The 24052-nt window shown below is 71.5% G+C and carries 15 protein-coding genes; 6 read left to right on the forward strand and 9 right to left on the reverse strand.

Annotated features, from left to right (window positions below):
• The first annotated feature begins 294 nt into the window (after positions 1-294).
• Positions 295-4044 (forward strand): glycoside hydrolase family 2 TIM barrel-domain containing protein, encoded by a 3750-nt coding sequence (locus tag ACZ6PY_RS18880; RefSeq protein ID WP_466073842.1) that lies wholly within the window; start codon positions 295-297, stop codon positions 4042-4044.
• 25 nt (positions 4045-4069) lie between these two features.
• Positions 4070-5716, forward strand: a complete 1647-nt coding sequence (locus ACZ6PY_RS18885) for a hypothetical protein (protein WP_466073844.1) — start codon at positions 4070-4072, stop codon at positions 5714-5716.
• 54 nt (positions 5717-5770) lie between these two features.
• Here ACZ6PY_RS18885 and ACZ6PY_RS18890 read toward each other — a convergent pair whose 3' ends face one another.
• The 7 genes from ACZ6PY_RS18890 to ACZ6PY_RS18920 all read right to left on the reverse strand — a co-directional run bounded on the left by ACZ6PY_RS18890 (position 5771) and on the right by ACZ6PY_RS18920 (position 13781).
• The gene (locus ACZ6PY_RS18890) at positions 5771-7246 is read right to left on the reverse strand and encodes a mannitol dehydrogenase family protein (protein WP_466073846.1); all 1476 of its coding nucleotides are present in this window, start codon (positions 7244-7246) and stop codon (positions 5771-5773) included.
• Between the two features lie 105 nt (positions 7247-7351).
• Positions 7352-8560, reverse strand: coding sequence for a D-mannonate dehydratase ManD (manD, locus tag ACZ6PY_RS18895; RefSeq protein WP_466073848.1), 1209 nt, complete (start codon positions 8558-8560; stop codon positions 7352-7354).
• Positions 8557-9438 carry an ABC transporter permease gene (locus ACZ6PY_RS18900; protein ID WP_466073849.1) on the reverse strand — a complete coding sequence of 294 codons (882 nt, stop codon included), beginning with the start codon at positions 9436-9438 and terminating at the stop codon, positions 8557-8559. The genes manD and ACZ6PY_RS18900 overlap by 4 nt, the downstream gene beginning before the upstream one ends.
• Complete coding sequence (locus ACZ6PY_RS18905) at positions 9438-10367, reverse strand: ABC transporter permease (protein ID WP_466073851.1); 930 nt, start codon at positions 10365-10367, stop codon at positions 9438-9440. Before ACZ6PY_RS18905 ends, ACZ6PY_RS18900 begins: the two co-directional genes overlap by 1 nt.
• Positions 10364-11506, reverse strand: a complete 1143-nt coding sequence (locus ACZ6PY_RS18910) for an ABC transporter ATP-binding protein (protein WP_466073853.1) — start codon at positions 11504-11506, stop codon at positions 10364-10366. Before ACZ6PY_RS18910 ends, ACZ6PY_RS18905 begins: the two co-directional genes overlap by 4 nt.
• A complete protein-coding gene (locus ACZ6PY_RS18915) occupies positions 11503-12726 on the reverse strand; it encodes an extracellular solute-binding protein (RefSeq protein ID WP_466073855.1) in 1224 nt (407 codons plus the stop codon). The genes ACZ6PY_RS18910 and ACZ6PY_RS18915 overlap by 4 nt, the downstream gene beginning before the upstream one ends.
• 65 nt (positions 12727-12791) lie before the next feature.
• The gene (locus tag ACZ6PY_RS18920; RefSeq protein WP_466073857.1) at positions 12792-13781 is read right to left on the reverse strand and encodes a LacI family DNA-binding transcriptional regulator; all 990 of its coding nucleotides are present in this window, start codon (positions 13779-13781) and stop codon (positions 12792-12794) included.
• A gap of 179 nt (positions 13782-13960) precedes the next feature.
• Here ACZ6PY_RS18920 and uxaC point away from each other — a divergent pair, with 179 nt between their 5' ends.
• Together uxaC and ACZ6PY_RS18930 are read left to right on the forward strand one after the other, a co-directional pair.
• Positions 13961-15382, forward strand: coding sequence for a glucuronate isomerase (gene uxaC / locus ACZ6PY_RS18925; RefSeq protein WP_466073859.1), 1422 nt, complete (start codon positions 13961-13963; stop codon positions 15380-15382).
• Positions 15383-15578: 196 nt separating this feature from the next.
• Complete coding sequence (locus tag ACZ6PY_RS18930; RefSeq protein WP_466073861.1) at positions 15579-16826, forward strand: DUF7373 family lipoprotein; 1248 nt, start codon at positions 15579-15581, stop codon at positions 16824-16826.
• Between the two features lie 217 nt (positions 16827-17043).
• Here the strand turns inward: ACZ6PY_RS18930 and ACZ6PY_RS18935 are convergent, their stop codons facing one another.
• Entirely contained in the window at positions 17044-17175 is a 132-nt protein-coding gene (locus ACZ6PY_RS18935; protein ID WP_255509887.1) for a hypothetical protein, read from the reverse strand.
• 406 nt (positions 17176-17581) lie between these two features.
• On the opposite strand from ACZ6PY_RS18935, the gene ACZ6PY_RS18940 reads away from it, so the two are divergent.
• Together ACZ6PY_RS18940 and ACZ6PY_RS18945 are read left to right on the forward strand one after the other, a co-directional pair.
• Positions 17582-17818, forward strand: a complete 237-nt coding sequence (locus tag ACZ6PY_RS18940) for a hypothetical protein (RefSeq protein WP_466073863.1) — start codon at positions 17582-17584, stop codon at positions 17816-17818.
• A gap of 34 nt (positions 17819-17852) precedes the next feature.
• Entirely contained in the window at positions 17853-18722 is an 870-nt protein-coding gene (locus ACZ6PY_RS18945) for a DUF6745 domain-containing protein (protein ID WP_466073865.1), read from the forward strand.
• A 620-nt stretch (positions 18723-19342) separates the two neighbouring features.
• Here the strand turns inward: ACZ6PY_RS18945 and ACZ6PY_RS18950 are convergent.
• Positions 19343-24043, reverse strand: coding sequence for an outer membrane protein assembly factor BamB family protein (locus ACZ6PY_RS18950; protein WP_466073866.1), 4701 nt, complete (start codon positions 24041-24043; stop codon positions 19343-19345).
• Between the last annotated feature and the right edge of the window lie 9 nt (positions 24044-24052).

The following is a 24052-nucleotide window of genomic DNA, read 5'->3' on the forward strand; positions in this document are numbered from 1 at the left end:
CAAACACTTGGCTGCCGGTCAATGCGTGACCGGGCTGAAACTTGTTTCAATCTCGATCGTCGTCCCCGGCGATACTTGCCGGGCGAACGCGTGAAGCCGCCGGTGGAAAGGGCGAGCGAGCCGATCGCCGCGGCGCGTGAAACTTGTTTCATCCCCTCGGGTGCATTGACGGGTGCCCTCGCCCTTTGTTGCCATCAGGTGACCGCAAACGGTTTCAGGGCTGCGGCACCGGGGCGCAGGCACCTGACCGATCCGCGAGACCGCCCGGTCCGTCGAACCCGCGAGGACGCTGCCATGAGGATCCGGCTTTCCCGACCGATCGTCGCCTGCCTGTCCGCCTGCACCGCCGCGCTGGCGTTCGCGCTGGTCGCACCCCCCGCCGGGGCCGGCGCGGCCGAACCGGCCCTCCGGTTCACCGCGCCGACCGGCCGGCAACTCAGCGGCACCGTGGACCTCGAGGTCGACGCTCCGCCAGGGACGACGGCCGTGCGGTTCTACGTGGACGACGTACAGCTGTCCGAGCTGACCGACCTCTACGCCCGACAGACGAAGACCGCACCGATCTGGGCCACCGCGACCGACGCGACCTGGTTCCCGAACGGCGCCCATGAGCTGCGGGCCGAGGCCGACACCCCGTCGGGCACCCGCAGCGTGACCAAGCAGGTCGTCACCGTCTCCCCGCCCCCCGGCCCCGGTGTCCGGGGCCTCAACGGCGGTTGGCGATTCGCCACCGCGGCCGACCTGCCCGCCGGCGCGCTCGACGGGGCCGTCCCACCGGCGGTCCGGCCCGAGCAGGATGACGGGAACTGGCCGCTCATCGCCGTGCCCGACTCGATCGGTGCGGTGCGGGCCAGGTGGAACGACGACAACGGCGTGGTCGGGGTCTACCGCCGGACGGTCGACCTCGACGCACCCGAGCCGGGCGCGCAGACCGCGCTGGTCTTCGAATCCTGCTTCTGGACCTGCCGGTACTTCGTCAACGGCGTGGAGGTCGGCACCAGCACCGGCGGATACCTGCCCACCCGGCTCGACGTGACGGGCGCGGTGCGGGCCGGCACGAACACGATCGCCGCCGTGGTCGACAACCGCGTCACCACCATGGGCGAGTACGCCCGCCCGGTCCAGGGCCTGTACTGGAACTGGGGCGGCCTGCTCCAGGAGGTACGCCTCGAGCGCACCCCCGCCGTCGCGCTGACCGAGACCCGGGCCGAGGGCACCGCGGCCGGCCGGCTGACCGTACGCCCGACCGGGGTGAACGCGACGGGCTCGCCGCAGCAGGTGGCCGCGATGCTGACGGTCGACGGGCCCGACGGCCGGCGGGTGCTCGGCCCGACACCGGTCAGCACCACAGTGCCCGCCGGCGGCGGCGCGGCCACGCCGATCACGCTCGACGTCCCGGCGCCCGCGCTCTGGGACCTGGACCACCCGAACCTGTACACCGTGCGCCTCCGTCCGCTCGGTGGCGCCGCCGGGCGGGAACTCGCCGAGCAGACCGGCTTCCGCACCGTCTCCGTCGACGGGCTCGATTTGCTGCTCAACGGCAAGCCGATCCAGGACCTGCCCGGCTTCAACCGGCACGCCGACTACCCCGGGCTGGGCCGCACCCAGCCGGACGGGCTCGCCGACCGCGAGATCAAGCGGCTGCGCGACAAGGGCTTCCGCCTCTTCCGGCCCGCGCACTACCCGACCACGCCCGCCGAACTGCGCGCCGCCGACAAGTACGGCCTGCTGGTCATCGAGGAGATCAACAACATCAGCTCACAGCCGGGAACCTTCCTCGGCCGATCCGACGTGCAGGAGTTCGGCAAGCGGACGCTGAGCCGGATGATCGCCCGGGACCGCAGCCACCCCAGCCTCTTCGCCTGGTCGGTCGGGAACGAGAACGCCACCGAGACCGACGGCGCGGTCGACTACGTGCGCACCGTCATCGCCCACGGGCGCGGCCTCGACCCGACGCGGCTCTACACCCAGGTCTCCCACCGGCACACCAGCGACCGCGCCTACCCCTACCAGGACTTCTTCGCCACCAACTACTACGCCGGCTGGTACTCCACCCTGGAGAGCCTGACCTCGCACCTCGACGCCCTGCAGAAGATGACCGGCCAGCCCATCCTGCTCAGCGAATACGGCGCGGAAGCCGTCCACGAGCGCCCAGGAGTGGGACGCGGGACCGAGTACTACCAGGCCTTCCTGGTCGACGAGCACAACCGGCTGCTGAACAACCGCCCGCACCTGATCGGCAAGATGTACTGGACCTCCACCGAGTTCTGGTGCACCCCGACCTGGGGTTCCGGGCAGAACCCGGAGCCCGTCCCGCCCTTTCACACCAAGGGACTCGACACCTTCGACCGGGAGCACAAGCTCGGCTGGCGGGTGATGTTCTCGCCGGTGCGGATCGCGCGGGCCAGCGTCCTCGCGGCGCCGCTCGACCGGCCCGTGACGCTGCGCCAGCGGGTGACCGTCGGGGACGCGCTCGGCCACGGCGGCCGGGGCACGGTGGTGGTCGAACCACCACCCGGCTTCACCGCCGAGCCGGTGCCGTTCACCGTGCCCGCCGGCGGCGAGACCACCGTCGACGTCACGCTCACCGGCACGCTCACCGCCGACCACGTCTCCTCGATCGGGTTCGTGCGGGCCGTCGTCGACGCCGACACCGAGGCCCTGCCGGTGCCCTTCACCGTGCGCGGCAGCGACAGCGTGACCAGCCCGGCGGGTGACGACTTCAACACCGGCACGCTCGCCCCCGGCTGGCAGATCGTCCGCCCGGACGACTCCGGGTGGAGCCTGCGGGACCGGCCCGGCGCGCTGCGGCTGTCGACGCTGCGCGGCGGCGAGACGGGAGCCGGCGGCGACGGGCGGAACCTGTTCGTGCGTACCGACACGCCGCAGTCCGACTTCACCGCCACCGCCACCGTCGAGGCACCGGACCTCGCCGCCGACTTCCAACAGGTCGGGTTCTACGCGTACGTCGACGACGACACCTACGTGAAGGCGGATCTCGGCTGGGTCGACGGGCGCCGGGCGCTGGAGTTCCTGAGCGAATCGGGCGGGAAGGTCGGCACCCGGTCGTCCGTGCCCTACGACGGACGGTCGGCGCGGCTTCGCCTGGTGCGCCGGGGCACGGACGTCACCGCCGAGTACTCCAGCGACGGCCAGTACTGGTACGCCCTCGGCACCGCGAGCCTCGCCGGGTCGCCGAAGGTGGCGGTGCAGGCGGTCGGCGGCAGCACCAACCCGCCGGTCGTGCCCACGTACGTCGACGACCTGAGCGTGCTGGCCTCCGGCCACGTGTCGGTGCAGGGCCTGACCGTCCCCGGCCAGCCGCTGTTCACCGGCGAGGCGGGCCAGGCCGTGGTCACCGTCGCCAACGGCACGGACCGTCCGGTGCCGGTCGACGCGCGGCTGGCCGTACCGGAGGGCTGGACCTCGGGGTCGACGGCGCGCGAGGTGCCGGCGTTCGCCACGGTGAGCATCCCCGTTCCCGTGACGCCGCCGTCGTCGCCGCAGGTGGCGACGCTCGCCGCGGTGGTGACGGCGACCGGCGTGCCGCGGTACGGCCGGCCGGAGGCGCCGGTGGTGACCGCGCCGCGCGGTGACCGCGTGCCGCTCGCGCTCGACGCCGGTACGGCCACCAGCCCGCTGCTGCCGACCTACCACCGGTTGTCGCCCGCCGACGGCTGGGACCCGGCCCGGGGGTACGGCTGGGTCGGCCCCGCGCCGCAGTCGCGCGACCGGGGCGGCCCGGACGACCTGCGCCGCGACATCGTGACCGGGCAGGCGCCCGCGACGCTCCGGCTCGCCGTGCCGGCCGGTACGCACCAGGTGGCCCTCCTGGTGGGCGACGCCAGCTTCGCCGCCGACGCGATGACCGTCTCCAGCGAGGGTCGCGCCGTCGCGCATCTGGCGGCCCCGTCGCCGACCGGGCAGTTCACCTGGCTGGCGTTCCCGGTCGACGGGGGTGCCGACGGCCGGACCGTCGACCTCGACGTGACCGCCGACAACGCCGGCCAGTACTGGCGGTTCGCCGCCCTCACCCTGTCCTGAACCCGAGACCTGGAAGGCGTACCTCATGAGAAGACATCCAGCCCGCGGCGCCGCCGCGGTCGTGGCCCTGGCCGTGCTCGCCTGCCCCGGCGTGAGCGCCGCGGCGGCCGCCGACCCGGCGGAGTCCCACGCGTCCGTACGGCTCGACCCGCGGCGCATGGTGGGTGGCGGGTCCGTCCCCGCGCACTTCGTCGGGTTCAGCGTCGAGTGGTCGCTGATCGAGCGGTACATGGGCCCGAGCGCCCGGCCCGCCTTCGTCAACCTGCTGCGTAACCTCGACACGGGCATGCTGCGCATCGGCGGCTCGTCACAGGACGTGGTGCGGTTCGACCCGACCGCGCCGAACGCCAACGACGTGATCACGCCCGAGGACCTCGCCGACATCCGGGCGACCCTCGACGCGGCGAACGGCGACGGCGGCGGCACCCCGCGCTGGGCGGTGACTCTCGGCACCGCCATGGCGCCGGCCACCGCGGGGCGGCCCTGGCGCGGCCCGGAGCACGCCAAGGCCTTCGTCACGCAGGGGGTCCAGCCGGCGTTCGCCAGCGCCGACAACTACGTCGCCGCCGTGTCGCTCGGCAACGAGCCGGACCTCTCCTACGGTTACGACCTCCAGGAGTACCTGAGCGACGTCGCCGCCTATACCGGCGCGGACGTCACCGGGCCGTACCCGCTGGTCACGCCGAACACCAGTGAGCCCATCTCGCCCTGGCGGAGCATCGCCGACGGCAGCGTGGAGACCCGCTTCTTCGGCGACTGGCCGGCCATCCTCGACGCGACCGCCGGGCCGACGAAGGCGAAGGCCGGCACGTTCGGCCCGTGGGCGGCCGACCACTTCTACCCGCTGGCCCGCACCTGCGCGTCGGACCCGTACCGCTGCCCGACCATCCCGGCGCTGCTCTCCGACGAGCGGCTCGACAACTTCGACTACCAGGTCCACACCCACGCCGACGAGGCGGCCCGCCACGGCCTCGCCTACCGGGTCGAGGAACTCAACACCGCCGCTGGACGCGGCGCCCACGGCGTCAGCGACGTCGCGGCCAGCGCGCTCTGGGCGCTCGACGCGATGTTCAACGCGGCCTGCCCGCAGCCGCCGCACGCGCCGTCGGTCAACGCCGAGTGCGGCACCGGCGCGGTCGGGGTGAACTTCCACAACGCCGAGGTGCGCGCCTTCTTCCACCCCGAGGAGGGCAACGGCTACTACAACGCGCTCAACTTCGACCCGTCACCGGCGATGGGATCGCCGACCCCGGCGCCCGAGTACTACGCGCTGCTGCTGTTCTCCCGGTTCGCGCAGGGCACCACCGGGCTGCGGCCGGTGCCCGTGACGGTCAACGCGTCGCAGGGCGGGCAGGTCAAGGCCTGGCGCGTCGACGGAGCCGCCGCGGAGCGGCGGCTGTTCCTCATCAACAAGGGCGACCAGCAGGCGTCGGTCGACGTGGCAGCCCCGGGCGCGACGTACCAGCTCGACCGGATGACCCCGGACGACCCGAGCGGCGCGGGCCGCACCCTCGACGCGCCGGGCGTACGCATCGACGGCCGGGTGGTCTCGGCCGACGGCAGCTGGCCCGGGTTCCAGCCCACCGTGGGCAGCACCACGGCTGGGCACGCCCGCATCACGCTGGGCGCCGGCGAGGCCGTCGTGCTCACCATGCACGGCCACGACGGCTGACCGCCCGTTCGCGGACAGCGCAGCTGACGTGATCCCTCGAGGGCGTCGACCGGCTCACCCGTGCAGGGTGAGCCGGTCGACGTGATCGACCAGGGCGGCCCGGAAGGCGTCGTGCTCGGGAAGGTCCGTGCCGAAGACCTCCTCGACGTGCAGCAGGGAGTCGACCAGCCGCTTCGGGTCGCCGGCGCCGGCGGCCGCAGCCACTCGGAGCCGGTCGGCCAGCGGGTCGTCGAGCGGCAGTTCCCGGCCCCGCGCGTCCCGCCCCGTCGCCACGTACGCCATCCAGGCCGCGACCGCGAGCGCCGCCTGCCGCGGGACCGCCCCAGCGGCCAGGCGGTCCCGGACGGTGCCGAGCAGCCGGACCGGCAGCTTCTGCGACCCGTCCATGGCTACCTGCACCGTCCGGTGCCGCAACGCCGGGTTGGCGAACCGCTCCAGCACCTGGCGCCGGTAGTCGGTCAGGTCCAGGCCGTCCGGCACCCGCAGGGTCGGTGCCACGTCCTCGAGCATCAGCCCCTCCGCGGCGACGGCGAGGTCGTCGTCGGCGAGCGCGCCCGCGATCGTGTCGTGACCGCGCAGGGCCCCCAGGTACGCGAGCATCGAGTGGGTGGCGTTGAGCATGCGCAGCTTCACCGACTCCCACGGGGCGACGTCGTCGGTGAGCACCGCGCCGGCGCGCTCCCAGGCGGGCCGGTCGGCGGCGAAGTCGTCCTCGATCACCCACTGGCGGAACGGCTCGGCCACCACGACGCCCCGGTCCTCCAGCCCGAGCATCGCCCGGACGTCGGCGCGGTCGTCGTCGGTGGTGGCCGGCACGATGCGGTCGACCATGCAGGACGGGAAGCGCACCGCCGCGGCGATCCACTCGGCGAGCGGTCCGGCCTCGGCCGCCGGCAGCGCGTCGAGGAAGTCGTGCACCAGCCCACGCAGGACCTCGCCGTTGCCGACCAGGTTGTCGCAGGAGAGCACGGTGACCGGTCCGGCGGTGCCGGCCGACCGGCGCTGGAGCCCACGGACGAGTTGCCCGACGACGGTCCGCGGCGGCCGTCCCGCGAGGTCGGCGGCGACCTCCGGGTCCGACCGGTCCAGCCGGCCGGTGCCGTCGCGGCGGTAGCCCTTCTCGGTGACGGTGAGCGTGACGAGGCGTACGCCGGGATCGGCGATGCGGTCGACGACGGCCGCCGGGTCGCCCGCCCCGTGCAGCACGTCACGGACGCTGCCGACGACGCGCAGCGGCGCGGCGCCGGAGCCCCGCTCCAGCACCGAGTAGAGGCCGTCCTGCGGCATCAACTGGTCGCGTACGGATGCCGAACGCTGGGTCACCCCGGCGATGCCCCAGTCGTCGCGGCCGGCCGCCGCCGCGGCGAGCTCGGTGAAGACGGCCTGGTGCGCCCGGTGGAAGGCGCCGATCCCGAGGTGCACGATGCCGACCCGCAACGCGCGGGGATCCACCGCCGGTGGGGTGAACGCCCCGCCCTGCCCGAGCCGGTCCAGCGCGTCGAGGCGCAGCCGAGGCGCGGTGTCGCTCACCGCACGGCTCCCAGCTGCCACGGGACGATCTCCTCGCCGCCGGGGCCCGGTTCCTCGCTCTCGTACCGGACGACCGGACTCACGCCGTTTCCTCGCTTCGCGCCCTCACCACGGGTGCACCGTGCCGTCCTCGAGCCGGTTGACCGGCAGGTAGGCGGGCGAGTACGGATACCGGGCCGCCGCCTCCTCGTCGATGTCCACGCCGAGGCCGGGCACCTCCGCCGGGTGCAGGTAGCCGCCCTCGAAGTGGTAGCCGTGCGGGAAGACCTCGTCGGTCTGCTCCGTGTGCCGCATGTACTCCTGCAGCCCGAAGTTCGGGATCGCGATGTCGAGGTGCAGGGCCGCGGCCATGCACACCGGGGACAGGTCGGTCGCCCCATGCGAGCCGCTGCGCACGTGGTGCATGGCCGCGAAGTCGAAGATGCGCCGCAGGTGGGTGAGGCCGCCCGCGTGCACCACCGTGGTGCGGATGTAGTCGATCAATTGCTCGCGGATCAGCTGGGCGGCGTCCCAGACGGTGTTGAACACCTCCCCCACCGCGACCGGGGTGGTGGTGTGCTGGCGGATGAGGCGGAACCCGTCCTGGGAGTCGGCGGGGACCGGGTCCTCCATCCAGGTCAGCGCGTACGGCTCCAGGCTGCGGCCGAGTCGCGCCGCCTCGATCGGAGTCAGCCGGTGGTGCACGTCGTGCAGCAGCCGCAGGTGAGGCCCGAACTCGTCGCGGACCCGGGCGAAGACGGTGGGCACGTGCACCAGGTACCGCTCGGTCGACCAGGTGGCCTCACTGGGCAGCGCCGCGTCGGCCGGCTCGTAGAACAGCTTGTCGCGGCTGACGCCGTAGGTTGTGGCCAGGCCGGGCACCCCGCACTGCACCCGCACCGCGCGGTAGCCGAGGTCGGCGAAGCGGGCCACCTCGACGAGGACGTCGTCCACGGTTTCGCCGTTGGCGTGGCCGTACACCGTCACGCCCTCGCGGGACCGCCCGCCGAGCAGCTGGTATACCGGCAGGCCGGCCACCTTGCCCTTGATGTCCCACAGCGCGGTGTCCACCGCTGCGATCGCGCTCATCGTCACCGGCCCGCGCCGCCAGTACGCGCCCTGGTACAGGTACTGCCAGGTGTCCTCGATCCGCGCCGGATCACGGCCGATGAGCAGCGGCACGACGTGGTCGCGCAGGTACGACGCGACGGCCAGCTCCCGACCGTTGAGGGTGGCGTCACCGACGCCGGTGACCCCCTCGTCGGTCACGATCTTCAGCGTGACGAAGTTGCGGCCCGGGCAGGTCACGATGACCCGGGCGTCGGTGATCCTCACGGTTCCGGCTCCTCCTTGACCCGGGCGACGAGCTGGGTCGGGTTGACGTACCGGAGGGCGATCACGAGCAGCACCAGCATCATCGCGGTGTACATGACCGCCATCGCGTCCACCGACTGTTGCGCCCGGATGCCGGCCGCGGACATCGAGTAGTAGAGCGCGACGACGAGGGTCTGCGAGTCCGGGCCGGCGGTGAGGAAGGTGAGTTCGAACATGCCGACGGTCCGGACCAGGACGAGGATCGCCGACGCCAGCATCCCGGGCAGCAGCAGGGGCGCCAGCACGTGCAGGAAGACCGACCGCGTGCCGGCCCCGCACATCCGGGCCGCACTCTCGATCCGCGGGTCGATCTGCTCGATGAACGGTGTCATCGTCAGGATCACGAACGGCACCGACGGAACGAGGTTCGCCAGCACGACGCCGGAGAGGTGGCCGGCGAGGCCGAACTTGTAGAGCACGGTCGCCAGCGGGATGCCGTAGGTGATCGGCGGCATCAGGATCGGGAGCAGGAAGACCAGGTAGATGGCCCGCTTCCCGGGGAAGTCCCGGCGGGCCAGCACGTACGCCGCCGGGACGCCGATCACCAGCGACAGCGCCACGACGAGCAGGGACACCTCCAGGGTCACCTTGATCACCTGGAGGAGCGCGAACTCGGTCCACGCCTGCCCGTACCACTTGGTGGTGTAGCCGTCCGGGAGCCAGGTGTTGAACCAACGCTGGCCGAAGGAGCTGACCAGCACGGACCCGACGATGCCCAGCAGGTTGAGGAAGAAGAAGACGACCACGCCCCAGACCAGCCAGGCGGCGGGACGGGCGACGATCCGCCGCCGGGGCCGCCCGTCGGCGGCCGGGGTGGTTGACGCGGTGGTGGTGACCATCAGCCCTTACCTCCCGTCGAACCGGTGTAGAAGCGGGTGCGGGCGAACAGCACCACCGAGATGACCACCAGCTCGATGAGCCCCATGATCATCGCGATCGCCGACGCGTACGGGTAGTCGTACTGCTCGTAGGCCGCCTGGTAGGCGGCGATGGAGATGACCCGGGTCTCCCCCGCCGGGTTGCCGACCAGCACCGCCGAGGGGAACACGCTGAACGCGAGCACGAAGGTCAGGCAGAACGTGGTGGCCAGCCCGGGCATCAGCAGCGGCAGGGTGATCATTCGGAACCGCTGCCACCAGCCGGCGCCGAGGGTCGCCGCGGCGCGCTCGAGCGTCGGGTCGATGCCGGACAGGTACGACAGGACGAGCAGGAACGCGAACGGGAACCCGGTGATGATCAGGGAGAAGAAGACACCCCAGTAGTTGTGGATGAGCCGGACCGGCTCGTCGGTGAGGTGCACCGCGGTCAGCGCCCGGTTGAACCACCCGGTCGGGCCGAGGAAGTTCAGCAGACCCTGTGCGGTGAGCACGGTGCCGAGGGTGATGGGCACGACCAGCAGGATCGTGACCAGTCGCTTGCCACGGAACCGCCCGCGCATCCGGTAGGCGATGGGCACCGAGGCGACCACGTTGAGCAGTGCGGCGGGCAGCGACAGACCGAGCGTGGTCCAGATCGTCCCCCGCTGGTACGCGTCGTCGAAGAAGCGCGCGTAGTCGCTGAACGGGCCGCCCTCGGTGGGCTGGAACGACAGACCCAGCCCGTAGAAGAACGGGTAGAGGAAGAGCAGCACGACGAAGAGCAGCGCCGGCGTCAGCAGCCACAGTTGCCGGTCGACGCCACGTTCGGCGAGGCGGTGCTGCCAGTGGGGCCGCGCGTGCTGCGGTGGCCCGGCGGACTCCGCGGCGGGGGTGGTGGTCGCGATGCTCATCCGACCAGCCCTGGTTCCTCGACCGCGGCCGCCGCCCCTTCGGCGGGCGCCGCCGTGCCGGCCGGATCCGCCGGGAAGACGAGCAGCCGCCGGGGGTCGATGCTCAGCGTCACCCGGTCACCGGGCGCGACCCGCTGGTCGGTACGCACGTGGACCCGGAGGCCGGTGGCGGTCACCGCCTCGGCCGCCAGCTCCCGCCCCTGGTACTCCACCACCTCGATCTCGGCCGGCACCGCGTTGGTCGTCGCGTCCGCCCGGTCGACCCGGACGTCTTCGGGGCGCACCGCGACCATCACCTCGTCCCCCGGCGCCGCCGGCCCGACCGGCTCGCCGACGAGCCGGACACCGTCCAGCTCGACGGTGACCGTGGCGTCGGCCGCCTCCCGCACCCGCATCGCCCAGAGGTTGCGGTAACCCATGAAGTCGGCGACGTGCCAGTTGGCGGGGCGGGTGTGCAGCTCCTGCGGGGTGCCGATCTGCTGCACCCGGCCGGCCCGCAGCACGACGAGGCGGTCGGCCAGCGAGAGCGCCTCCTCCTGGTCGTGCGTCACGTAGACCGTGGTGAGCCCCAGCGACTGGTGCAGCCGGCGGATCTCGGTACGCATCTCGAGGCGCAGCTTGGCGTCGAGGTTGCTCAGCGGCTCGTCCATCAGCACCAGCGACGGCTCCAGGACCACGGCGCGCGCGATGGCCACCCGCTGCTGCTGCCCGCCGGAGAGCTGGCCGGGCAGCTTGCCCGCGTGCTCCTCGAGGCGTACCAGGCGGATCGCCTCCTCGGTGCGGCGGCGGATCTCGTCCTTCGGCAGCCGCTGCATGCGCAGCCCGAACGCGATGTTGGCGCGGACCGACATGTGCGGGAACAGGGCGTAGTTCTGGAACACCATCCCGAAGCCGCGGCGCTCGGGCGGCAGCGTGTCGATCCGCCGGTCGTCCTGCCAGATACTGCCCCCGGTCAGGGGCAGCAGTCCGGCGAGGCAGTTCAGCGCGGTGGACTTGCCGCAGCCGGAGGGACCGAGGAGGGCGACGAACTCGCCCGCCTCGATGGTCAGGTCGAGGTCGCGCAACGCGTCATGGCCACCGAAGCGACGCGACACGCCCTCGAGGCGGAGCCGGGAGAAGCCCTGTGTGCCGGTGGTCATCCCTGCTTGACCTTTCCGCTGCCGACCTCGCGGTCCCACCGGTCGAACGCCGCCACCAGCGCCTTGGCGTCCAGCGGCACCTCGGTCGGGTTGTTCGCGATGAGCGCCTCGTACTCCGGCCGGCCGTAGTCCCGGATGGCGTCCTGGCTCTTCTGCGGCGCGTCCGACAGCTGGACGCCCTGCACGGCCGGGCCGGGGTAGAAGTAGCCGTCGTCGTACGCCTTGGCCTGCTGCTGCGGCGTCAGCATGAACGCCAGCAGGGCCAGCACCGCGGCCTGGGTGTCGCTCGACGCGCCCTTGGGGATCACCGCGTAGTGCGCGTCGGTCACCCAGTGGAAGCCCTTCAGGGAGGTGACCTTGGCTTCCTTCGGCACGGTGCCGAGCACGCGGGGGTTGATGTCCCAGCCGGTGGTCGAGGCGATGATGTGTGCCGACCCGTTGGCCAGGTTCTTCATCGTCTCGCTCGTGGCCGACGGGTAGTAGTCGACGTACTGGTTGAGCTCCTTCAGGTAGGCCCAGGTCTTGTCCCACCCGTTCACCGGGTCCTTCGGGTCCTTGTCGCCGAGGACGTAGGGCAGCCCCATCAGGAAGGTGCGTCCGGGGCCGGAGTTCGACGGGCGAGCGTACTGGACCTTCTTGGGATGGGCCTTGGCGTACGCGAGCAGCTCTTCCGCGCTGGTCGGCGGGGCCGGCACGGTCGCCGGCAGGTATTCCAGCAGCGGCCCGGACGGGTAGTAGGTGACGGTCACGCCCGCGTTGCCGGCGAGCTTCTGCATCGCGGCGGCCGGCGCGAGGTAGGTGTTCATGCCGGTCAACCGGCTCTGGAACTTCGGAAGGACGTCGAGCCAGAGGCCCTGGTCGATGCCGGCCGAGAGCCCGTCCACGCCGGTGAGCACCAGGCCGATGTCCACCCGGTTGGCGTTCTGCTGAGCCTTGATCTTGCCGGCCAGTTCCGGGGCGGGCGACTTGGAGTAGGTGACCCGGGAGATGACGTCCGGGTTCTTCTTGACGAACTCGTCGATCATCCCCTGGGTCAGCTGCAGGTTGCCCGCGACGTCGAGGACGTTCAGCGCCACGGCCTTCTTCGGCTTGTCGGGGACCTCGCCGTTGCTGTCGCCGCCGGCCCCGCCGGCGTTGTTGTCCGGGGCGCCGCATGCCGTGGTGACGGTCAGCAGGGACGATGCTGCGGCGATGAGGGCGCTCCGCCGGGTGATGCCCATGAAAAATCCCTCTTTCGGTCGTCAGTCGCGGTGGTGGTGGGTGGGACGGCCTGCCGGCCGGGATGTCAGGCGGTCGGTGCGACCCCGGTCGAGCCGCGGACCAGCAGCTGGGTGGGCAGTTCTCGGCGCACGTTGCGTGCGTCGTCGGGCCGCTCCAGCAGCGACAGCAGCAGGTCGACGGCGGCACGGCCGGCCGGTTCCTTGGTGAGCGAGACGGTGGTGAGCGTGGGCGACGACATCGACGACATCTGGATGTCGTCGATTCCGACCACGCTGATGTCGTGCGGTACGTGCACGCCACGGGCCTGGAGCCGGCCCAGCAGGCCCAGTGCCATGAGGTCGTTGTAGGCGATGACCGAGGTGACGCCGGAGGCGATGATGAGATCCGCCGCGGCGATCCCGCCTTCGAACTGGGGCGGGAAGTGGCCGACCACGAGCAGTTCCATGCCCGCCGCGTCCGTCGCGCCGCGCAGGCCCCGCATCCGGTCGCGGTTGGACCAGGAGGTACGCGGCCCACCGACCCAGGCCACCCGGCGGTGACCGAGCGCCTGCAGGTGCGCGACGGCCTGCCGCATGCCGTCCGCGTTGTCGAAGACGACGGACGGCACCCGCCCGAAGCGCCGGTTGACCATGACCAGGGTGGTGGTCGCGGCGAGCGTGCGGATGTCCTCCTCACGCGCGCGGGGCGAGCAGAGGATGAGCCCGTCGACCTGCTTGGCGAGGACGCGGACGAGGTCGCTCTCGACGGTCGGGTCCTCGTCGGCGTCGGCCAGGAGGACGGCGTAGTCCGCCTCCCGGGCCCTGGCCTGCACGCCCTTCACCACGGTGGGGAAGAACGGATTGGCCAGGTCCGGCACGATCAGCCCCAGGTTGCCGGTGCGCCCGGTGATGAGGCCTCGCGCGGCCCGGTTGGGTTCGTAGCCCAACCGCTGGGCCGTGCGCAGCACCCGTTCCCGGGTAACCGGGCTGACCAGCCCGGGCATCGACAGGGCCCGGGACACGGTGGACGGCGAGACGCCGGCCTCGCGGGCCACCTCACGGATCGTCGCGCGCAACGGTTCACCTCCTCGGTCGTGGAACCGTCACGTCCGAAGTCTGAAACCGATTGCAGAACTCTGTCAATACTCTTCCGCACGAATGTCTCCCGGCTCGTGACACCGGCCCTTGTGGCGCACGGCGGTCGATGCAATCCTTTGCAGGGCCAGTCCCAATCGACGCCGCAGAGGAGACGTTCGTGGCACAGCTGCGTCTGCACCCCGACCGTGCCCTACCGGCCGGCGACGGCATCCGGCCCGTCGCCCGTCGCATCTACCAGTCCACGCGGGAACTGCCGCTGCTCTGCATGCACGGGCACGTGGACGCCGCCGTGCTCGCCGACGACGAGCGGTTCTCCGACCCGGCTCACCTGCTGGTCGTGCCGGACCACTACGTGACCCGAATGCTCGTCTCGCAGGGCGTCACACTCGACCAACTCGGTGTCCCCCGCCTCGACGGGACCACGGTCGAGACCGACCCCCGCGCCATCTGGCGGCTCTTCTGTGCCCACTGGCACCTGTTTCAGGGCACGCCCAGCCGCTACTGGCTGGAACACGAGATCACCGAGGTGCTCAAGCTCGACCTGGCCCCCGGGCCCGACACCGCGGACGAACTCTACGACCTCATCGACGCGCGACTGTCCGAGCCGGGCTTCCGGCCACGTACCCTGCTCGACGCCTTCAACATCGAGTTGATGGCCACCACGGACTCCGCCACCTCGCCCCTGCACGACCACTCCCGCCTCCGCGAAGCGGGGCTGGGTGAACGCGTCGTGCCCACCTTCCGGCCGGACGCGCTGACCCATGTCGGCCACCCCGGCTGGACGGGCCAGCTCGAGCGGCTCCAGGAGTTGAGCGGGGTGGACACCGGCACCTACGACGGCTATCTGGCCGCCCTGCTCGCGCGGCGCGCGGCGTTCGTGGCGGCGGGCGCCCGCGCCACCGACCACGGGCACGTCACCGCCGCCGCCGAGCCGCTGAGCCCGGCCGAGGCCCGGCGGATCTACGCCGATGCGCGCACCGGCGCGGTGACCCCCGAGGCGTCCGAGGCGTTCGCCGGGCACATGCTCTACGAGATGGCCCGAATGTCGTGCGACGACGGGCTCGTCATGCAGATCCACCCGGGCGTGCTCCGCGACCACGACCCCGCCATCCACGCCGCCTTCGGCTCCGACCGCGGCTTCGACATCCCGATCGCGGCCGAGTTCACCCGCGCCCTCCGGCCCCTGCTCACCGCCTTCGGCCGCGATCCGAACTTCCGGGTCATCCTCTTCACCGTCGACGAGACCGTCTACTCACGGGAGCTTGCCCCACTCGCCGGGGTCTACCCTGCGGTACGCCTCGGCGCGCCGTGGTGGTTCCTGGACAGCCCCGACGGGATGCGCCGCTTCCGCGAACAGGTGACCGAGACGGCCGGTTTCTACAACACCAGCGGCTTCGTCGACGACACCCGGGCCTTCCTGTCCATCCCGGCCCGGCACGACCTCGCCCGGCGCATCGACGCCGGCTACCTGGCCCGCTTGGTGGTGGAACACCGGCTGACCGAGGACGAGGCGACCGAGACGGCAGCCCACCTGGCCTACCGCCTGCCGCAGGAGGCGTACGCGCGTCGCAGCGGCTGAACCCGACGACATCCGCTGCGACGCCGCCAGAGCGGACGCCAGCGGCAGGCCACACCGGCACGCACGCACTTCGCGGAAGTCGATGGCGGGGCTCGCGATCGTTCCTGGCGTCCTTGCGCCGCAGGCGAGGCCGCCGGGGCCTGCGGAGGTACGGCGGGGATGGACGGCACCTCGCGGCGCTGCCATGATCTGCGCCGTGAAGATCACCTCTGGCCCGAAGCAGTTGACGTCGGGCCGATCCGCCCCGACCGGGCTTGGCCGGCGCCGCGCACAGGCCGCGGCGACGGCGACCGTCGGGCTGATCATGCTGGCCGACGTGCACTCCATGCCGTGGGTGGCGGTACGACCCGGGCAGAGCGTCAGCGACCGCCTCTTGGGCCTGGCTCCGTCCGCCGAGGTGCGGACGTTCGCACTGGTCGACCTGCCGGGTGCCCGGACAGCACTGTATGTCGGATGGGCCCTGCTTCTTTCCTTGCTCGTCGTCGCCTGGGTAAGGCCGCAATGGCGCCGTGGCGTACGGGTGGGCGCCGGGGTGCTGGGCCTGGCGCTGACGTTGCTGACCTTCGTACCCGGCGGCGCCGCCGTCCGCGCCAGCGGCTTCCGGGAGGCCGACGGACCCCGTACCGACTTCCTCGCCGGCACGTGGCTCGCACTGATCGGCATGCTGCTGGTGGCCAGTGCCGTCTCGACCCTGGCGGCGTCACCGAAACCCTCGACACCGCCCGAGCCCACTCCGGTGCGACCGACACCCGTCGCCGAGACCGTGGCTGCCGACTCGTCGGCCCCCGCCGACCCGACCCCGATCTTCGTGCCACCCCCTGGCTGGGCGGCCCGTCCCCGCCCCGCAGCAATCCCCTGGTGGCGTCGACCCTGGCCGGTGACCGGCGTCGTGGCAGCCTGCGTCGCCGCGGCGGTCCTGGTCGGGACGGTGGTCTGGCAGGTGGCTGCTCATCCGCCCGCCACCCGGCGCGGCGAACTCACCACGCTGGTGGTGGCGCGCCCGGCCGATTCGACTCCCGCTCAACCGGCCGCCGTCGACGACCGGGTCAACGTCCCCCAGATCCTGCCGCCCGGGGGCCCGTCTGCCCTGATACTCGGCGCGCAGCTGCTCGACGTGCGACACGCCGCCGGCGCGGCGTGGACCCGACCGGACACCGCCTCGGTGACGGTCACCCTGCTCCAATTCGACTCGCCCGAACGGGCCGCCCAGTTCCAGCAGTCCTACGCTGAGTTCGAACGGCGCGCGCGTGGCCCCGGCAGCGAGGTGAATGTCCCCGACGTGCCCGGGGCGACCGCCTTCACCGGAGAAGGCCAGGGCCAAGCCGAGGTCGACGCCGTCGCGCACCGGGATGACATCGTCGTGCTCATTAGCGCAGACGGCGGACCGCCGGACACCGTCGCAGCCGTCGAGTCTCTGATCCGCGAGCAATACGACCGGCTCTGAGTCGCCTCGTGCCAAGCCTCTGTCGTTGATTCGCGCATCAACGCGCCAGACGGTGTGCCACCGGTCGCCCATCTGCCCCCGAGCCTCGGCGGGACCGCGCGGATCGGTCCGCGGAACAGGGCCGAACGCTTGCCCGTATCCAAGCCGTGTCAGCCGTCACCTTCGGGTGACGGCTGACACGGCCTGTGCCCTACCGGAGTGTCGACGATCTGGCGGGTCAGGTGACCCCGATGTTCAGGTAGAAGTGGCCGAGCTTGAGCGACAGCGACGCGCCTCCGAAGTGGTGAATGAGCATCGCCAACAGGATGACGATCAGGATGCAGACGACGAGCCAGATCAGGAACCACACGAACCCTGGGATCCCGTAGCGACCGACGCGAGCCATTAGGCTCGCCCCCTCGCGGTCGGCGTTGCAACATGCGCCGCCGCGCGTGAGCCTGTCGACTGTCGGTAATTGCGCCCGACCCTAGCGGACGTCTCCATACAGCCTCCTTCATTGAAGTGCCCGCGAACCTTCCCTACCGGGGCGCGCGCCAAACCGGGCCGTACGAGCCCGCTTCACGATCCCGCCGGAGCCGGGCCGCATCTGTGCTGTCGGTGATGTCCGGGGTCGGTCAACGGGACGTGGCTATCGCCCGCGTTGCCGGTCGGCTGCCAGCGGTTGCGGTGAGCTGTCGCTCCCGATCCCGGCACCTGCAGCGGTTGATGACGCCGGGGTAGGCGTCCACTCGCCCATCGAGCCGCTGTACCAGGAGGTGGTCGTCTTCCTGCCAGATCGTTTCGCCAGGATGCACGAGGACCGGTCGGTCCAGCATGAGGTGGCGCCAACGATCGATCAGCGTGAGGCGGTCGGCCTGTTCGCGCAACACTGTCCCCTCCTCCTGGCCGTGCTCTTCCTCAGCGGCATCGGCCAGGCGACAGGCGAGCTACAGGCCGCAGTTGACGAATCGCCTTGCGCCGGTGCCGCGTTGTGGGCAATGCTCGTTCCATGATCTCGTACCGGAAGGGCGGCGACGCCCTGGCGCGATGAGCGCCCCCGCGCGGCGCAACGACGCCGCGAAACCGCCACAGGCCGTTCGTAGCGGCAAGCCTCACGACCTGTGGCAGCAGGCCATCCCGATCCGCCAGGAATGGCTCGACCACGCCCTGTCCACGCAGCCGGCTGACAAGTCGACCGCCGAGCGCTGCCTGACCGCCCTCTACGCCAGAGCATCGCGGCCGCGACCTCGGTTCGAATGGGTCGACTCGCCAGACAAGGCGCGCCCCCTGATCACCGGCTGGCCCACCCTCGATCAACTCTACGAGCGCATCCGGGACCCCCGACCGCACGGGACACCACCGCTGGCAAGCGACATCGCCATGATCGCCTCCCGGTTGCGCGGCGCGCTGAGCGGGGGCGTCACGCACACCGATCCCGAACTATCACCCGTGCGCACGAGCAAGACCAAGGAACCATGGCCCGAACTGGCGCCTCTGCAGGCGCTCGACAGCGGCGTTCCGCTCGCTGTCGTGCTGCACCAGGGCGTACGCACGGCATTGCACCGCAGCCTCGTACACGGGTACTGCCTACCCGTGCGTGCGGCGCTCGCGGGTGACGGCCCGGTGCCCGTGTGCTGGTACGGGCAGCAGGACGCATCCTGGATCGCCTACTACGACGTGCTGCATCGACTCGGCCTTGCCCGCTACGGACCGGACGAGGCCGATCACCTCAACGCCTGGGCCGGCCTGGCCCGCTCCTGCGGCTGGTGGTGGCCCGGCGAGGACGTCTGCGTCGTGGTGGACCGGCCCGAGGCGATACGAACCGAGCCGGTCTCTGGAACAGTGCACGACCAGATCCGACTGCAACCTCGCGGCCTGCGCTACCGCGACGGCTGGCAACCACTCCTGAGCAGGTGAGCTGAGTCGATGGCCGGCCGGGACGGACACCCGCCAGTCCCGGCCGGCCCGCTCCGCATTCCGCAACCCCGAGAACGCCGTCCAGCAGGACAGCCGAACCCCGGCGGAGAGCCGGTTGCGGCACGGTCCGCGTCACGAAAGGACTCGGCTACCTCATGTCGCACTACATCGAACTGCGCCGGTTCTACGACACCGCAGCCGCGAACGGCCAAGCCGTGCTGCTGACCATCACCTGACGCCGACGCCCTGCTGCCCTCGATCGCCGCCAGCGGCCGACGCGTCACAGCATGCGTACAGACCCCCCACCTGCGGCAGCCCATCCTCCCGTCACCGGAACCGCTGAGTCCCGTCAACGGCAACCGGCCATGACCGGTCCACGTCCCACGGCTCCTCCCAGGGCTGGCACACACTGCGACTCGCGATCGCACAGGACGACGGCGTGCGGGTCAGCCGGGTTGGGGCGGAACCCTGATCGACGTCACCACGCACCACGGGTACGGCCGCAGCTTCCGCGCGCTGATCCACGAGGGCCCCGGAAGGTCATCGACAGCACCTCATCGGACATGCGACAGGGCCGGCCCGGACGGGTCCGGGCCGGCCCTGCTGCCTGCTGCCGCGTGTTACGGCGCCGGGACGGCGTCGAGGATGCCCACCGCGTCGGTGCCGGGGGTGACGACGAGCTTTCGGGTGAGCGTGTAGGAGCCGTTGGCCGGAACCTCGACCTGGAAGCGGCTCATCACCCAGTTGCCCGCGGCGTAGACATCGAAGGCGCTGGCGGGCGTGCCGTAGACGAGACCGAAGACCTGCGGATCGGTACCGGTCATGCCGATGTATGGCTTGGCCGGCGTGTACGCCGCGGTCGCGCCCGGCGGCACGATGCCGGTGCCCGGAATGACACTGGCCTGGCCGGCCGCGTCGTGGTCCATCGCGTCACCGGTCCACACACTGAGTGGAGCCGAGCCGGCGTTGCTCAGTTCCGTCGCGACCGTGGCGAAGTTGTCGCCCGGTTTCAGCGTGTAGGTCGTGGTCGCCGTCAGGCCTGTGAAGCCCTTGACCGGCCCGGACACCCGGACGACGGCCTTGTCGCCGGTTGCCTGCACGATCTGGACGTCGGTCGCCGCGACCGACCGGTTGTCCCACGCGCTACTGCCGGTCGGCTGGGTTGCCGAGACGTAGGGCAGGTTGATCCAGTCGAACTGGTCGGCCATGCCGCGGACGGCGATGTCGACCGGCTTGCCGCGGGTGCCACCGGAGAGCTGCGAGTCGTTGTAGGCGTCGGCGATCGCCATCGAGAGCTTGTCGTTCTCGAGCATGACGTCGCCGTGGCCCGCCTCGACCAGACCCGAACCGATCTGCTTGCCGTAGCTCGCCTCGACCGTGACCGGGCTCAGCGCGACGTCGGCGATGCCGCTGCCTACCGCCGGTACGGTGACCGTGCCGCTGGCCGTCCGGTAGCCCAGCATGGACACCCGGACGTCGTACCGACCGGCCGGGGCCTTGACGAGGTACCTGCCCTGCGCGTCGGTGCTCGTGGTCGCGACCACCGTACCGGCCTGCTCGAGGGCGACCCGGGCACCGGAGACGGCGGCGCCGGCCGCGGTGATCGTGCCGGCCGCGCGAGCGGCGTCCGGGACGGCCGGGTCGTGCAGGTCGATCTCGCCGGCCCAGTTTGCGATGTTGCGGGTGGGGTCGCCACCGGCGGTCGCGTAGTCGGTCAGGTGGTAGAAGCTGAACTGCCTGGTCGCACCGGCCGCCATCGTGGCGTCGTAGTAGAGGCCGTCGACGTAGCCGTACGCACCGACCGCGGTCGGCGTGTCCGTTGCCCACGCGAGACCGTGGGCGGCCTGGCCGTTCGTGGTGGCCGCGTCCGCACCGACGTAGAGGTAGTTCCCGCTCCAGCCCGAGGTCTTCAGACCCGGGTTGATGCCGGTGAACCCGGGGATCCGGCCGTTGTCGACCGAGCTGTCGGGGTCGATCATGTAGTTGAAGTAGCCCTGGTAGCCCGTCGTGCCGGTGTTGGTCAGCTTGACCGTCATCTTCACGACCGGCGCGTCGGGCAGGGTCTCGTAGCGGACCTGCGCCTTGATGGCGGGGTTCGCCCGGTACTGACCGTTGCCGACCACGGCAGCGCCGTCGACTGTGAGGTCGGGCAGGTCGACCTGGTCGTTCGGCCGGTCCCACGAGTCGGGCGGGGTGAGGCTCGGCCGCAGGAGCATCTCGCCCCAGTCGAGGGTCTCGGCGCCGTCGGCGTCGTTGAGCATGAGGTCCGACAGCGCGCCCTGGCCCAGACCGCCGAGGCCGTTGTTGCCGGCGGTGTACGGCGTCACGGACGCCCGGATCTTGTCGTTGGCCAGGTAGTAGTACTCCTTGCCCGTGACGACGTCCGTACGCGTGCTGCCGTTGCCGTAGTCCGGCGCGTACGTCGACTTGCCGGCGACCGGGTGGGCCACCTTGATCAGCTTGAGGTCGGCCGTCGCGGTGCCGGTGGTGCCGACCGTGACGCTGGCCGCCGAGCGGTCGTCGGCGATCAGGCCGCGCTTGGCCGCCGTGACGGTCCAGGTCGACCGCGGCAGGCCGATCCGGTAGCGGCCCTGGGCGTCGGTGCTGGTCACCGCGGTGTCCTGGTCGACGGCGACGGCGGTGACCTTCGCGCCGGCGATCGGAGCGCCCGTCTTCGGGTCGCTGACCGTGCCGCTCACGGTCGCCCAGCGCTGTGCGGACTCGCCGCCGGGCACGTAGGCGTAGAGGTTGCCGTCCCAGGCGCCCGTCACGACGGTGTTGCCGCTGACGGCCGGGCCGGCGCCCACCCACGTGCCGGTCTCGTGGCTCCACAGGATCTGGCCGGTGTCGGTGGCCAGGGCGTAGAACCTGCCGTTGTTGGCGCCGACGAAGAGCGTGTCGCCGGCCACGACCGGGCTGGACATGACGCCGCCGTGGTAGATGTCGCCGGGTAGCACCCGCTCCCAGAAGACGTTGCCGGTCTGGGCGTCGAGGGCGACGACGGCGCCGCTCGGGAAGCCCATGTAGACGACGCCGTCCTTGACGGCCGCGGCGCTCGGGGTCGAGCCGCTCGAGACGAGAGAGGAGCGCGAGCTCCGGTAGGTCCACAGCGTCGCGCCGGTCCTGGCGTCACGGGCGGCGATGCCGTTGTTGGCGCCGATGAGGACCTTGCCCTCGGCCGCGGTCGGTACGCCGTCCTGCCAGCTGCCGAGCGACTCGGTACCGGTCCACTTGCGGGCGCCGGTGGCCAGGTCGTAGGCGAGCACGCGGTCGGCAGTCTCGTTGCCGACGTACACGGTGCCGTCCATGACGGCCGGGGTGCCGTCGCTCATCTGGTTGCCGGACATCGGCGAGGCCCAGATCTGCTCACCGGTCCTGGTGTCGAGCGCCTTGAGGACGCCCTGGCTGCCGATGCCGAAGCGGGTCTGGTAGGGCCAGAGCACGGTGTGGCCGGAGACGGCCGGCGAGTAGTAGCCGTAGGTGCGCTGGTTGTTCGGGGCCGGTGCCTGCTCGGGCACGGCCTTCCAGCGCAGCTTGCCGGTTGCCGCGTCCACGGCGTAGAGCTCCGAGCCGAGGGTCGGCGCGAAGATCAGGCCGTCGCCGTAGGCGAGGCTGCCGTGGATCGACTGCGGCACCTCGACGTTCCACAGCTCCTTGCCGTTCTTGAGCTGCACGGCGTGGATCCGGCTGTTGCCGTCGCCGTTCTCATCCCGGGTACCCGCGTAGACGACGCCGTCGTGGATGACCGGCGACCCGGTGAGGAAGGTGCCGTCGGTGCGGAAGCTCCAGGCCAGGCGACGGCCGGCCGCCTGCGCCGGTGCGACACCGGAGTGGGCCGCGTTGCCGTGGTGCTGGTCCCAGTCACCGCCGGCGACCGGCTGCAGCGCCGGCTCGTTGGTGAGGGTGAAGTCCGCCGACCTGGTCCAGGTCTTGCCCGCGGCGTCGACCACCTTCACCTCGATGCTGTGCGCACCGACCGTCTGCAGGCTGTTGGGCAGGTTGCTCTGCCAGGTGAACTCGCCGCTGTGGTGCAGCGGCATCCAGTTCTTGTCGCCAGCGATCCGGTAGCGCGCCGAGACGACCTCGTCGCCGGTGTCGTAGGCGTTGATCTGGATGCCCGGGAACTTCGCGGCCGGCACCTTCGAGCCCGGCGCGGGGCTGACGATGGTGAGGTGCTCGCTCTCGCCGTACATCCGGAACGGGTTGTCGAAGCCCGGGCCCGCCATGTGGATGTAGCGGAAGCCGCGCGGCGCGTTGTCGATGGTGTACGAGCTCGACACGGTCTGGATGTGCTTGGCGGTCGAGGCGAACGCCGAGTGGTTCTCGACGTGGTTGGAGTGCTCGTGGCCGACCAGGATCAGCTGCGCCTTGTACTTCTCGAGCACGTCACCGAAGGCGTCGTACGTCGACGGTGAGCCGAACGGGACGTTCATCGGCTGGTGGGTGAGGACGACGACCTCGATGTCGTTGGTCGGGTCGTCGTCGAGCGGAACGCTCGCGGCGAGGTCGTCCTCGAGCCAGTCCAGTTCCTCGTCGAACGGCGCCGAGCCGTTGTTCTCGAGCACCACGAAGTGCCGGTTGCCGTAGTTGAACGAGTACCACTCCGGGCCGACGTTCCGGCGATAGTTGTCGATCTTGTCCGCGTACGCCGACCCGCTCGCGTACTCGTGGTTGCCGACGGCCGGCCACACGCCGACGGCCGACTGCTGGGTGCCGCGACGAAACGTGTCGAACTGCCCCTGGCTGGCGTCGTTGGTGAGGTCGCCGCTGACCGCGATGAAGCGCAGGTCGGTGCCCGTGGAGTTGATCTCGCGGATCTGGTCGGGCAGCTGTGCGTTGACGTGCGGGTCGGCGATGTTCGCCCACGAGAAGGTGTCGCCGTCGGAGATCGCGTCGCGTACCAGGCCGAAGTCGGCCTTCGGGGTGGCGTCATCCGTCAGCTGGCCGAGGTTGGCCCAGAACTTCGGCTCCTTGAACTGGTCCAGGCCGAAGCGGTAGCCGCGCGGCTGGCTGGCCCAGACGATGTCGGTGGTACGACGGTCGGTGGAGATCGTGAGCGAGTAGTTGCCGTTGGCGGCCGTGGTGGTCGCGGCCTTGCCGTCCGAGACGCGGACGCCGGCGAGGCCGGCCTCGCCGGGGTTGCGCTGGCCGTCGCCGTTGGCGTCGACGTACACGACGCCGCTGACGGTGGCCTCCGGCGGGTCGATGGCGTACGCCGCGTACGACGCGAGCGGGCCCGCCACGATGCTGGCGGCGAGCCCCAGCGTGGCGGTGTACAGGACGACGCGCAGGCGCGCGCGTGTCCAGGTGAACGTGGACATGGGGATCCT

It is taken from the genome of Micromonospora sp. NPDC048907 (genome assembly GCF_055586885.1).